The organism is Streptomyces caniferus, from assembly GCF_009811555.1.
Taxonomy (GTDB): domain Bacteria; phylum Actinomycetota; class Actinomycetes; order Streptomycetales; family Streptomycetaceae; genus Streptomyces; species Streptomyces caniferus.
Genome location: NZ_BLIN01000005.1, coordinates 2,629,293 through 2,641,385, shown reverse-complemented (window position 1 = coordinate 2,641,385; position 12,093 = coordinate 2,629,293). Strand labels below are relative to the sequence as shown.

At 73.7% G+C, this 12,093-nt stretch carries 12 protein-coding genes; 6 read left to right on the top strand and 6 right to left on the bottom strand.

Translation table 11 applies throughout. The annotated features are described in order from the left end of the window. Position 1: 1 nt before the first annotated feature. Together Scani_RS28140 and Scani_RS28135 are read right to left on the bottom strand one after the other, a co-directional pair. Positions 2 to 730 carry an ABC transporter permease gene (locus Scani_RS28140; RefSeq protein ID WP_159480603.1) on the bottom strand — a complete coding sequence of 243 codons (729 nt, stop codon included), beginning with the start codon at positions 728 to 730 and terminating at the stop codon, positions 2 to 4. Beyond that, complete coding sequence (locus Scani_RS28135) at positions 730 to 1,653, bottom strand: ABC transporter ATP-binding protein (RefSeq protein ID WP_159480602.1); 924 nt, start codon at positions 1,651 to 1,653, stop codon at positions 730 to 732. The genes Scani_RS28140 and Scani_RS28135 overlap by 1 nt, the downstream gene beginning before the upstream one ends. Before the next feature lie 409 nt (positions 1,654 to 2,062). Between Scani_RS28135 and chsH3 the strand changes: the two genes are divergently transcribed. The 3 genes from chsH3 to Scani_RS28120 all read left to right on the top strand — a co-directional run bounded on the left by chsH3 (position 2,063) and on the right by Scani_RS28120 (position 5,304). Then, entirely contained in the window at positions 2,063 to 2,938 is an 876-nt protein-coding gene (chsH3, locus tag Scani_RS28130; protein ID WP_159480601.1) for an enoyl-CoA hydratase ChsH3, read from the top strand. A 136-nt stretch (positions 2,939 to 3,074) separates the two neighbouring features. Continuing rightward, positions 3,075 to 4,151, top strand: coding sequence for a Zn-dependent alcohol dehydrogenase (locus Scani_RS28125; RefSeq protein WP_159480600.1), 1,077 nt, complete (start codon positions 3,075 to 3,077; stop codon positions 4,149 to 4,151). A gap of 193 nt (positions 4,152 to 4,344) precedes the next feature. Beyond that, positions 4,345 to 5,304: a 3-oxoacyl-ACP reductase gene (locus Scani_RS28120; RefSeq protein ID WP_159480599.1), complete on the top strand. Its 960-nt coding sequence runs from the start codon at positions 4,345 to 4,347 to the stop codon at positions 5,302 to 5,304. Positions 5,305 to 5,419: 115 nt separating this feature from the next. Here the strand turns inward: Scani_RS28120 and Scani_RS40090 are convergent, their stop codons facing one another. Beyond that, positions 5,420 to 5,587 (bottom strand): hypothetical protein, encoded by a 168-nt coding sequence (locus Scani_RS40090; RefSeq protein WP_167538151.1) that lies wholly within the window; start codon positions 5,585 to 5,587, stop codon positions 5,420 to 5,422. Positions 5,588 to 5,748: 161 nt separating this feature from the next. Then, positions 5,749 to 7,143 (bottom strand): hypothetical protein, encoded by a 1,395-nt coding sequence (locus Scani_RS28115; protein ID WP_159480598.1) that lies wholly within the window; start codon positions 7,141 to 7,143, stop codon positions 5,749 to 5,751. Between the two features lie 230 nt (positions 7,144 to 7,373). Between Scani_RS28115 and Scani_RS28110 the strand changes: the two genes are divergently transcribed. Genes Scani_RS28110 through Scani_RS28100 form a run of 3 tightly spaced genes read left to right on the top strand, consistent with a single transcriptional unit; the run spans position 7,374 to position 10,165 of the window. Next, positions 7,374 to 8,240 carry a Nif3-like dinuclear metal center hexameric protein gene (locus Scani_RS28110; RefSeq protein ID WP_174872760.1) on the top strand — a complete coding sequence of 289 codons (867 nt, stop codon included), beginning with the start codon at positions 7,374 to 7,376 and terminating at the stop codon, positions 8,238 to 8,240. Next, entirely contained in the window at positions 8,237 to 8,980 is a 744-nt protein-coding gene (locus Scani_RS28105) for a zinc ribbon domain-containing protein (protein WP_218039236.1), read from the top strand. The genes Scani_RS28110 and Scani_RS28105 overlap by 4 nt, the downstream gene beginning before the upstream one ends. A gap of 3 nt (positions 8,981 to 8,983) precedes the next feature. Next, positions 8,984 to 10,165 (top strand): bifunctional RNase H/acid phosphatase, encoded by a 1,182-nt coding sequence (locus Scani_RS28100; RefSeq protein WP_159480596.1) that lies wholly within the window; start codon positions 8,984 to 8,986, stop codon positions 10,163 to 10,165. Between the two features lie 150 nt (positions 10,166 to 10,315). Here Scani_RS28100 and eda read toward each other — a convergent pair whose 3' ends face one another. Next, positions 10,316 to 10,999 (bottom strand): bifunctional 4-hydroxy-2-oxoglutarate aldolase/2-dehydro-3-deoxy-phosphogluconate aldolase, encoded by a 684-nt coding sequence (gene eda / locus Scani_RS28095; RefSeq protein ID WP_174872759.1) that lies wholly within the window; start codon positions 10,997 to 10,999, stop codon positions 10,316 to 10,318. Positions 11,000 to 11,110: 111 nt separating this feature from the next. Further along, positions 11,111 to 11,908, bottom strand: a complete 798-nt coding sequence (gene yaaA, locus Scani_RS28090) for a peroxide stress protein YaaA (protein WP_159480595.1) — start codon at positions 11,906 to 11,908, stop codon at positions 11,111 to 11,113. Positions 11,909 to 12,093 lie beyond the last annotated feature (185 nt).

Sequence of the window (12,093 nt, the reverse complement as noted above, 5' to 3'; positions counted from 1 at the left end):
ATCACACCGTTCGTGCGGCCCGACGGTACGCGTACACCGCGTAACCGCCGAAGAGTGCCAGCCAGGCGGCCAGTACCGCCACTGTGCCCAGGCCCGGTGCGCCGCCCTGGGTGACGCTCCGGCCGAGCTCGGCGAAGCGGTTGCCGGGGGTCCACGACGACAGCGAGTGCAGCCAGCCGGGGAACAGCTCGGCCGGGAACCACAGACCACCGATGATCGACAGCAGCAGCAGACAGCCCGTGTTGACCACGCCGGTGGACTGCGCGGAGAGGCGGTAGCCGTTGCCGAGGCCGAGCAGGGTGAAGGGGGCGGTGCCGAGCCACAGCAGTGCGGCCAGCGCGGCCCACTGCCAGGCCGGCATCCGGACGCCGTTGACCAGCGCGCCCACCAGCAGCACGGAGGCGAGCGCCGGCAGCACGGTCACCGAAGAGGTGATGCCCCGGCCCACGACCACCCGGACCGGGCCCAGCGGGGTGATGCGCAGTTGCCGCAGCCAGCCCAGCTGTTTGTCCTCGGCGACGCCCGTGCCCGTGCCGATCGCCGCGCCCAGCGCGCCGTACGCGGCCATGCCGACCATCGACGCGGTCTTCCACTCCATGCCGGCGCCGCCGGGGCCCGCGCCGATGTTGGTCATCAGCAGGTACATCAGCACCGGCATCCCGATACCGAAGATCACAAAGCCTCTGTCGCGCAGGGTGCGGCGCACCTCGAGGCGGATGTAGTCGAGCATCACGCGAGCTCCTTCGTGGACCGGGTGGCGGCGGGCGCCGGGGCGTGGGGGGTGGCGTTGCCGGAGGTGAGGGTGAGGAAGGCGTCCTCCAGGCCGGCGGGGGAGACCTGCAGTCCGCGGACGAGGCCGAGCCCGGCCAGTGCCACGACCGTCGCGTCGGAGTCCGTCGTCCGCAGCAGTGCGCGGTCGCCGCGCACCTCCACGGCGCTCACGCCGGGCAGCCCGGACAGTGGCCCGGTCGCCGCGCCCGCTAGGTCGAAGGAGACCAGCGAGCCGCCGGCCCGCCGCTTGAGCTCCGCGCCGCTGCCGTCGGCGACCACCCGGCCGCCGTCTATCACCACGATCCGGTCGGCGTGCTCATCCGCCTCCTCCAGATAGTGGGTGGAGAACACGAGGGTGTTGCCGCGGCGGGCATAGGCGCGCATCGAGCGCCAGAAGGCGCGGCGCGCCTCGACGTCCAGCGCCGCGGTCGGCTCGTCGAGCACCAGCAGTTCGGGGTTGCCGGCCAGCGCCACCGCGAAGCGGACCCGCTGGGCCTGCCCGCCGGACAGCCGGTCCACCCGCCGCCCGCCGAACTCGGCCAGACCCGCCAGCTCCAGGGCCTCGGTGACCTCCATGGGGCGGGGGTACGTGGCGGCGACGAACGTGATCAGTTCGCGGACGGTGACCCGCGGAATGGCCTTGCCGTCCTGCAGCATGGCGCCCACCCGGCCCGCGCGCACCGCGCTCTCCGGGGTGCCGCCGAACAGCCGCACCGACCCCGTGCCGGGCGGCAGCAGCCCCAGCAGCATGCTGAGGGTGGTGGACTTCCCCGCGCCGTTGCGCCCGAGCAGCGCCACCGTCCCGCCCGCCGCGATCTCCAGGTCGAGCCCGTCCACCGCCCGCACCGCGCCGTAACTCCGGGTCACCCCGGAGAATGCCACGGCCGGCGCCCCACCCGTGATGTACGCCGCGCTGTCCGGCCTTTTCGCCCGTGCCATGCCCACCCCGCCTCTCGTCCGATGTCTACGACGTTACGGAGAGTTGCCGGGGAGCGTCAGAGGCGAATGTGTGTGATCCGCCCTGACAAATGTCATGGTCCGGTGCGGCGAAGGAGGGGTGACCGCCGGGCGGGTGAGGGGGATCCCGGCGTATCTGACAAAGCGTCAGAGGGGTTCCGGGTGCCGGACGGATCGGCTATACATGAGAGCCATCGGCTAGAACGCGTTCTAGAAGTGCGAGCGGTGTGCTGTCGGAGCGCGGCCGCGCCGACCAGATACGACCCCGGCACGGTCGACGGTGCGGACGGCCGGGCCGGGGTCTTCGCAACGTGGTGAAGGAGCAAGCAGCCCCATGCCCATCGACGCCGCCAAGGCCACCTCCGCCGAGCCGCGGACCACCGAACTCGCCTGGGACCACAAGGACGTCCAGCTCTACCACCTCGGTATCGGGGCCGGCGCGGCCACACCGGAGAAGGCCCACCCCGCCACCGACCCGGACGAACTGCGCTACACCCTGGAGAGCGCACTGCACGTCCTGCCCACCTTCGCCACCGTCGCGGGCGGCGGCATGGCGCTCGCCGGCGGACTCTCCGCCCCGGGCATCGACGTCGACCTCGCCGCGGTCCTGCACGGCGGCCAGACCGTCACCGTGCACCGCCCGCTCCCGGTGAGCGGCCGCGCGACCCAGACCTCGTCGGTGCCCGCCGTGTACGACAAGGGCAAGGCCGCCGTCATCGTGCTGCGCTCCGAAGTCGCCGACGACGACGGGCCGTTGTGGACCTGCGACACCCAGATCTTCGTCCGCGGCGAGGGCGGCTTCGGCGGCGACCGCGGCCCGTCCGCCCGCCTCGAACTCCCCGACCGCGCCCCCGATCTGCACACCGAACGCCACATCCGCGCGGACCAGGCGCTGCTCTACCGCCTCTCCGGCGACTGGAACCCGCTGCACGCCGACCCCGGGTTCGCCAAGCTCGCCGGCTTCGACCGGCCGATCCTGCACGGGCTGTGCACCTATGGCGTGACGCTCAAAGCCGTGGTCGACACGGTGCTCGGCGGCGATGTGACCCGCGTGCGGTCGTACACGACCCGTTTCGCCGGGGTGGTCTTCCCGGGGGAGACGCTGCGGATCCGTCTGTGGCAGGAGCCCGGCCGGGTTCAGGTGTCGGTCACGGCCGCTGACCGCGACGAGGCGCCGGTGCTGGCGGACACCGTGGTGGAGCACAGCTAGGCCGTGTCCTTCGGGTGTGACCGGCCGGGCGCCGCGAGTCGGGTGGGACGTCGCGGATACGCCATGGGATGCGTCGTTCGCCCCCGGCCGGTCCGGACGGGGGCGGGATCGCCGTACGTACGAGAGGAGCCGTGACATGCGCGCAGCCGTACAGCACGAGACAGGGCAGGACAAGCTCGAAGTCCTCGACGACATCGAGGCGGTGGGGTTTGGACCCGGCAAGGTCAGGATCCGGATCCGGGCGACCGGACTGTGCCACTCCGATCTCTCCGCCATGAACGGGGTGCTGCCGCAGCCCGCCCCCTTCGTCCCCGGGCACGAGGGCGCCGGGGAGATCCTCGACGTCGGCGACGGCGTCACCGGGCTCGCCCAGGGCGACCGCGTCCTGATGTGCTGGCTGCCCGCCTGCGGCAGCTGCCCGTCCTGCAAGCGCGGCCAGACCCATCTGTGCCTGGCCGGATTCATGAACGCCGGCACGCCCAACTTCCGGCGCCCCGGCGGGGACGTCTTCGGCTTCGCCGGCACCGGCACCTTCGCCGAAGAGGTCGTGGTCGCCGCCAACTGCGCGGTCCCGATCCCGGACGACGTCCCCTACGAGATCGCCGCGCTCATCGGCTGCGGCGTCACCACCGGGCTCGGCGCCGCCCTCAACACGGCGAAGGTGGAGGCCGCGTCCTCGGTCGCGGTGATCGGCTGCGGCGGAGTCGGCATCTCCGTCATCCAGGGGGCGAAGGCGTGCGGCGCGGCCCAGATCATCGCCGTCGACCCGGTGCCCGCCCGCCGGGAGGCCGCGCTCCGCTTCGGCGCCACCGAGGCCGTCGCCCCGGAGGAGTTCGCCGACGCCAAGGCCCGGATCACCGCGGGAGAGGGCTTCGACTACGTCTTCGAGGTGGTCGGCAAGTCCGCCACCGCCCGTACCGCCTACGAGATGACGCGGCGCGGCGGCACCCTGTGCGTGGTCGGCGCGGGCGCGATGGACGACACCTTCCAGGTCAACATGTTCGAGCTGTTCTTCGACGAGAAGCGGATCCTGCCGTCCCTGTACGGCGGCGCGGACGTGCTGCGCTCCTACGAGCGGGCCATCGCCCTGTGGCGGGCCGGCCGGATCGACCTCGAAGGCCTGATCACCCACCGCGTCCAGCTCGCCGAGATCAATGACGCGCTCGACCAGATGCGCTCGGGGACCGCGCTGCGGACCTGCATAGAGATCTGACGCGCGCGGCCCGGCGAGCGGACCGTTCGCACCGCCCCGCGTCCGCCGTACCGAATCGCATCCGCCACATCGACCGCACCTATCGCATCGACCTCGTCCACCGCACCGCATCCACCGCACCGCACCGCATCCACCGCACCGCACCGCATCCACCGCACCGCCTCGCGCTCCACGACGACTGGAGAGGACAGGAATGGCACAGCCACTGGAGGGCCTTACCGCGATCGTCACCGGTGCCGGGCGCGGCCTGGGCCGCGCCGAAGCCCTTGAACTCGCCCGCCTCGGCGCATCCGTCGTGGTCAACGACTACGGGCAGCCGGGCCGCGACGGCTCGGGCGAGGCCTCGGCGGCGCCCGCCGAGGACGTCGCCGCCGAGATCCGCGCGGCGGGCGGCCGGGCGGTAGCCCACCTCGGCGACGTCGCCGACCACGATCACGCCCGCACCCTCGTGCAACTGGCCGTCGAGACCTACGGACGGCTCGACATCCTGGTCAACAACGCGGGCATTCTGCGCGACCGGATGGTGTTCTCGATGACCGAGGACGAGTGGGACTCGGTCATCCGCGTCCACCTCAAGGGCCACTTCAACACCACCCACTTCGCCGCCGTCCACTGGCGCGAGCGCTCCAAGGCGGCCGGCGGCCCGGTCCACGGCCGGATCATCAACACCTCCTCCGAGGCGTTCCTCGCCGGCTCGGCGGGCCAGCCCAACTACGCCGCGGCCAAGGGCGGCATCGTCGGACTGACCACCTCCACGGCCCTGGCGCTGGCCAAATACGGCGTGACCGCCAACGCGATCTGCCCGCGCGCCCGTACCCGTATGACGGAGGACGTCTTCGCCGGCCTTCCCGCCCATCCGGGGGGCCGGGAGCCCGGGGAGGGCGGGCTCGATGTGCTCGCGCCCGAACACGTCGCACCGCTCGTCGGCTACCTCGCCTCACCGGCTGCGGCCCGGGTCAACGGCCAGCTGCTGGTCGTGCACGGCGGCATGGTCGCCGTCGCCGAACGCCCACGGATCGCCGCCAAGTTCGACACGGCGAAGGACCTCTTCAGCTTCGAGGAGCTGGACGAGGCGCTCACGCCGTACTTCGCGCAGCGCCCGCCGGACGAGACCTTCGCGGCGGCCGAGGTGCTGGCCCTCAAGCACGACTGACGGCCCCCGCGGCGCACCACGCACAACGGCCGTGGCCACCGCCCGCGAAGACGCGGTGCGGTGGTCACGGCCGTTCGTACGGTCGGGTCGGCGGTCAGGACGCGCCGGACCGTCCTTACGCGTCCTGCGGCTGCTTGTCCCGGCGGTGCCGGCCATGGGCGGCGGAGTCGGACTCCTCAGCGGCGGCCGGGCCACGGTGCCTGCCGGAGCTTGCGGCCCCGGCGGCCTGGGCGGATGCCTCCTGGGGGCGCGCCTGGGTCGTGTCGGTTCGGGCTTCGGACATGAAAAGAGTCACTCCGTCAGATCGCTTACAGCTGTACGCGTCGGGACCTCGCCCGACGACCGCCAAGGCTGACCCAGAGCGGCACTGTCGGTGGCCGGTCAACCGGCTGCGGAGCCCCCGCCCGAAATTCTAACGGGGCCGGAAATCGCACTCCACCGGGTCTACCGGGCCGCCAGCGGCGCCTGCTGCAAGGGCACTGGCCTGCACAATCGAGGATGCGCGGGGAGGTGCCGCGGTTCCGCGAGTGCGGTCTGTGGTTGTGCAGATGCTGTGGAGCGGTTGTCGGTTTCTCCTGCATCCAGGACAATCCCCCCGCCGCCCCCGGCATCCGCCCCGGAATCGGGCCTCCACATGGGGAGTACCGGCGGATCCATCGGCTCCACGGGCTGTGGAGGCTCCGCCGGGAACGGCGGCTCCACCGCCTCCACCGCCTCCACCGGTCCCGCCGGCCGTGGTGCGGCCACCGGCCGTGCCGCCTCCACCGGGGGCGTCGCCCGTACCGGGGGCGCCGCCTGCACCGGCAGCGCCGGTACGGCCGCCCGCGCCACTCCGCACGGCTCCGCCCCCGTCGCGTACGGCAGCAGCAGTTCGCCGCCCGCCGTCCACAGTCCGGCTCCCGCCAGCCATCCCCCCGGGGCCGGGAACTGCCGCAACTGCCGCTCCGCGGGCCGCCAGACGCCCAGCCAGGTGCCGTTCGGCGCATCCCTGCGGAACGCCACCGCACAGCTCTCCGGCGCCAGCATCTGCCCCGGCTGCATCGCGAACGGCGTGAGGGTGCCCTCCGCGGGCCGCAGGCACTCCGGGAAGCGCACCGGCCGGCTGCTGCCCAGTACGCCCCAGCCCAGCCGGTCGTGCCCCGGGGCGTCGGACCGTACGAGCAGCAGCCCGCTGTCCGGATCGGCCAGCAGCAGCCGGTCGTTGCTCTCCTCGGTGATCTGCAGCAGCAGGCCGGTCTCGCCGCCCCGCTCCAGATCGGCCACCACGGTCTTCGTCCGGCCGTCCCGCTCGCGGTCCAGCGCCAGCAGCCGGCCGCCGCGGTCCAGCCAGACGCCGCCCGTACAGCGTCCCGGGATCCGGGCGATCCGCTCGGGGCCGTCCGCACCGCCGTGCAGCAGCCACAGCGTGGTCGCGTGCGCCTCGGGCGCGAGGGCGTAGGCCGCCTTCCCGCCGGGGACGGGCGGCAGCAGGGTGAGTTCGGGGGCCGGTACGGCGCCCAGCAGGACTTCGCCGGTGCCGGGGCCCGCCGGGTAGAGCAGGGAGACGGCGAAACGGTCGGCGACCCGGCGCAGGATCAGCACCCGTCCGTCGGCGAGCGGCAGCAGTGCGCTGTCCGGCTCCTCGGGCTGGGTGCCCTGCAGCGGCACGGCGTACGGCTCGGGGCCGCTCAGCGTCCAGCGCTCCGGAAACCAGCTCCCGGCGGCGTCGTCGTGACGGGCGAGCCGGGCGGCGTACGAGCCGTCGGCGGCGATCGTCAGCGCCGCGCGCTGCGGGCCGCCCGGCGCCGCGGCGTCCTCGGCGGGACGGGCCGTGGCGTCCTCAGTGGCACAGATCGTCATCGAGTGGTCACCTCCAGTCGGCATCCGAAGCTAGTTTTCGTACGTCCGGCCGATCGTCGGTAGGTGCCACACTTCACGCATAAGAGTGGCGAATGTCCCGTTCGTCGGTGGTCAACGAGGGCGTTGTGCTTCAGATTTCAAGCATGGGCCGGGCGACGGAGGGGGAGGGGGCGGGGGAGACGACCCGAGGGCCCCGCGCCATGTCACAGCTGGGAGGTAACCTTCCACCCGTGCCCGTACTGTCTGAAGTCCTCACCGCGCTCGACGCCCTCTGGCCCCCCGAGCGGGCCGAAGGGTGGGACGCCGTCGGCACGGTCTGCGGAGATCCCGGCACCGAGGTCCGCCGGGTGCTGTTCGCCGTCGACCCGGTCCAGGAGATCGTCGACGAGGCGGTGAAGCTCGGTGCCGACCTCCTCGTCACCCACCACCCGCTCTATCTGCGCGGGACGACGACGGTCGCGGCCTCGACCTTCAAGGGCAAGGTCGTGCACACGCTCATCAAGCACGACATCGCCCTGCACGTCGCGCACACCAACGCCGACACCGCCGACCCCGGTGTCTCCGACGCCCTGGCCGGCGCCCTGGACCTGCGCATCCTCGGCCCGCTGGTCCCGGACCCGAGCGATCCGGCAGGCCGCCGGGGCCTCGGCCGGATCTGCGAGCTGCCGCATCCGATGACGCTGGCCGACCTCGCCGCGTACGCCGCGGGCCGGCTGCCCGCCACCGCGCAGGGCATCCGGGCGGCCGGTGACCCGGACCGCGAGATCCGGACCCTCGCCGTCTCCGGCGGCTCCGGCGACAGTCTCTTCGACGACGTACGCGCGGCCGGTGTGGATGCGTTCCTCACCGCCGACCTGCGCCACCACCCGGCCTCCGAGGCCACCCAGAAGAGCCCGCTGGCGCTGCTCGACGCCGCCCACTGGGCCACCGAATGGCCGTGGTGCGAGCAGGCCGCGGCACAGCTCGACGCGGTCTCCGACCGGCACGACTGGGGACTGCGTACGCATGTCTCCCGTACGGTCACCGATCCCTGGACCGCCCACGCGGCGTCCACCCCCTTCTCCGCCCCGACCCACACCACAGGAGCCCCACGCTGAACGCCGCGCCCGCCGACCAGATCCGCCTCCTCGACGTCCAGGCCCTGGACGTGAGGCTCACCCAGCTCGCCCACCGGCGCAACAACCTGCCCGAGCTGGCCGAGCTGCAGACCCTGGAGGCCGACCTCATCCAGCAGCGCGACCTGCTCGTCGCCGCGCAGACCGAGGAGAGCGACACCAGCCGCGAGCAGACCAAGGCCGAGCAGGACGTGGACCAGGTGCGCCAGCGCGCCGCCCGCGACCAGAAGCGCCTGGACTCCGGTGCCGTCACCTCCCCGAAGGACCTGGAGAACCTCCAGCGCGAACTGACCTCGCTGGCCAAGCGCCAGGGCGACCTGGAGGACGTCGTCCTGGAGGTCATGGAGCGCCGCGAGTCCGCCCAGGAGCGGGTCACCGAGCTGACCGGCCGGGTCGACGCGATCCAGGCCAAGGTCGACGACGCCGCCGCCCGCCGGGACGCCGCCTACGCCGAGATCGACGCCGAGCACGCCACGGTCACCAAGGAGCGCGAGCTGACCGTCGCCGACATCCCGGCCGACCTGCTGAAGCTCTACGACAAGATCCGCACGAAGGAGGGCGGCGTCGGCGCGGCGCGCCTCTACCAGCGCCGCTGCGAGGGCTGCCGCCTGGAGCTGAACATCACCGAGGTCAACGACGTGCGCGCCGCCGCCGCCGACGCGGTCCTGCGCTGCGAGAACTGCACCCGCATCCTGGTCCGTACGCCCGATTCGGGTCTCTAGGCCGTGGCCCGCACCCTGATCGTCGAGGCGGACGGCGGCTCCCGGGGCAACCCGGGGCCGGCCGGTTACGGCGCGGTCGTCCTCGACCCGGAGACGGGCGAGGCGCTGGCCGAGGTCGCCGAGTTCATCGGCACCGCGACCAACAACGTCGCCGAGTACAAGGGCCTGGTGGCCGGTCTGCGGGCGGCGCACGCGCTCGCCCCGGAGGCCTGTATCCGGGTGCGGATGGACTCCAAGCTCGTCGTCGAGCAGATGTCGGGACGCTGGAAGATCAAGCACCCCGACATGAAGCCGCTGGCCGCCGAGGCCGGTTCGGTCTTCCCGCGCGAGCAGGTCACCTACGAGTGGATCCCGCGCGCGCAGAACAAGCACGCCGACCGGCTCGCCAACGAGGCCATGGACGCCGGGAAGATCGGCAAGCAGTGGGAGCCGGGCTCCTCCAAGGCGGCGCTCGCCACCGCCGCCGCGCCCGCCCGCAGCGCCGCCGCCCGGGCCGCCGACGAGGCGGTGGAGACGGCGGAGGAGTCCGCGTCGTCGGTCGGCTGGGGCTCTCCCGACCTCGGTCCGCCCGCGACCCTCGTCCTGCTGCGGCACGGCGAGACCCCGCTGACGCCCGAGAAGCGGTTCTCCGGCAGTGGCGGCACCGACCCCGCGCTCTCCGCCGCCGGCCGCCGCCAGGCCGAGGCGACCGCCGCCGCGCTCGCCGCCCGGGGCACGATCCAGGCCGTCGTCAGCTCACCGCTGCGGCGCTGCCGGGAGACCGCCCAGGCGGCCGCGGACCGGCTCGGCCTGGAGGTCCGGATAGAGGAGGGCCTGCGCGAGACCGACTTCGGGGCGTGGGAGGGGCTGACCTTCGCCGAGGTGCGCGAGCGCCACCCCGAGGACCTCGACGCCTGGCTCGGCTCCGCCAAGGTGGCGCCCACCGGAGGCGGCGAGTCCTTCGCGACGGTCGCCCGCCGGGTCGCCGTCGCCCGCGACAAGCTCCTCGCCCGGTACGCGGGCAGGACCGTCCTCGTCGTCACCCACGTCACGCCGGTCAAGACGCTGGTCCGGCTCGCGCTGGGCGCCCCACCGGAGTCGCTGTTCCGGATGGAGCTGTCCGCGGCGTCGCTCTCGGTCGTCGCGTACTACTCCGACGGCAACGCCTCGCTGCGGCTGCTGAACGACACCTCGCATCTGAGGTAGCGCGGCCTCCCGCGTACGCCCCGTACACCTTCTGCGCGACAGGGCCCGGCACATCGGACGACCGATGCGCCGGGCCCTTCGTGCGAGCCGGGCCGTCGGATGAGCCGGGCGGTCGGACGAGCCGGACTCCTCGTACGCGAGGAGCGGGCCTCAGGCCGCCAACGCCGCCGCCTCCCGGGCGAGTCGGCGCACCCGGTCCCAGTCCTTCGCGGCCAGGGCGTCGGCCGGCAGCATCCAGGTGCCGCCGACACAGCCGACGTTCGGCAGCGCCAGGTAGGACGGCGCCGACGCCAGGCCGATGCCCCCGGTCGGGCAGAAGCGGGCCTGCGGCAGCGGCGCGGCCAGTGACGAGAGATAGGCGGTGCCGCCCGCCGCCTCGGCCGGGAAGAACTTCATCTCGGTGAGGCCCTCGTCCAGCAGGGTCACCACCTCCGAGGCCGTGGAGACCCCGGGCAGGAACGGCACCCCGGAGTCCTTCATCGCGCCCAGCAGCCGCGGCGACCAGCCGGGACTGACCAGGAAGCGGGAGCCGGCCGTGAGCGCCGCGCCGGCCTGCCCGGGGGTGAGCAGGGTGCCCGCGCCGATCACGGCTTCCGGGACCTCGGCGGCGACGGCCCGGATCGCGTCCAGCGCGGCGGGCGTCCGCAGGGTCACCTCGATCGCGGGCAGCCCGCCCGCGACGAGTGCGCGGGCGAGCGGTACGGCGTCGGCCGCGTCGTCCAGTACGACGACCGGGATGACGGGGGCGAGCCCGAGGACCGAGGCCGGGGGAGAGGCCGAGAGCCCGGGGGCGGCGGGCGCGGAAGAGGAGGCGGCGCGAGTCACGCCGCCCATACTGCGCCCACCCTCCACTCTCCGCAACGAACGTTGCGCATGCTGCAACGGCAGTCCGCCGGTCGGTGCGGGACGGCCCCTCCGCCACCGCCCCGTCGGCCGTCCTCCGCCCTAGAGCTCCGTCACGATCACATCGACGGCCCAGGCCTTGCCGCCCTTGGCCGCAGGCTCCGCCTCCACGGCATGGCCCAGGCCGCGCAGCGCCTCCACCAGCTCCGCCGGATCCGCCGGCTCCAGGCCCGCCGACAGCAGATCCCGTACCAGCCGTCCCTTGGTCGCCTTGTTGAAGTGGCTGACCACCGTCCGCTTCTCCACCCCGGCCACGGTCTTCGACTGCAGCACCCGCACCGTCGCGGTGCGCCCGGCCACCTCGCCCTTGGGCCTCCAGGCCGTCGCATACGCCGCCGAGCGCAGATCGAGCACCAGCCCCTCCCCGGCGGCCGCGGGCATCACCTCGGCCATCGGGGCCCGCCAGTACGCGCCCAGCGCCCCGAGCCCCGGCAGCTTCACGCCCATCGAGCAGCGGTAGGACGGAATCCGGTCACCGATCCGTACGGCGCCCCACAGGCCCGAGAACACCAGCAGCGACCGCTCGGCCCGCTTCCGTGCCGCAGCGTCCAGGGAGGCCAGGCCGAGGGCGTCGTAGAGCACCCCGGTGTAGATCTCCCCGGCCGGCCGCGTGCCCGCGGTACGCAGCCCCGCGTTCTTGGCGATCTCGCCCTTGAGGCCGTCGCTGAGACCGAGCACCTCCTGGGCCTTGGTCTCGTCCGCCGCGCACAGCTCGACCAGTTCCGCCAGCACCGCCTCGCGCGCGGCGGTCAGCGCGGGCAGCGACAGCGCACCGGTCTCCAGCGGCGCCCCGGCCGCTCCCGCGGCCTTCCCTTCGGACGGCGGCAACAGCACGAGCACGGTGTTTCTCCTTCACGGCGGTTCGGGCGGGGAGCAGCCCCGGGAACGGGGTGCGGCCCCGGGAAAGCGTATGGCCTGCGACGGGCGGGCGGAGAACCCGCGCGGTGCCGGGCGCCCCGGGGCCGCTGCGTGTGCGGGCCGTGCCGGGCGCCCCGGGGCCGGTACCCGCACGCCGCGCCGGGAGC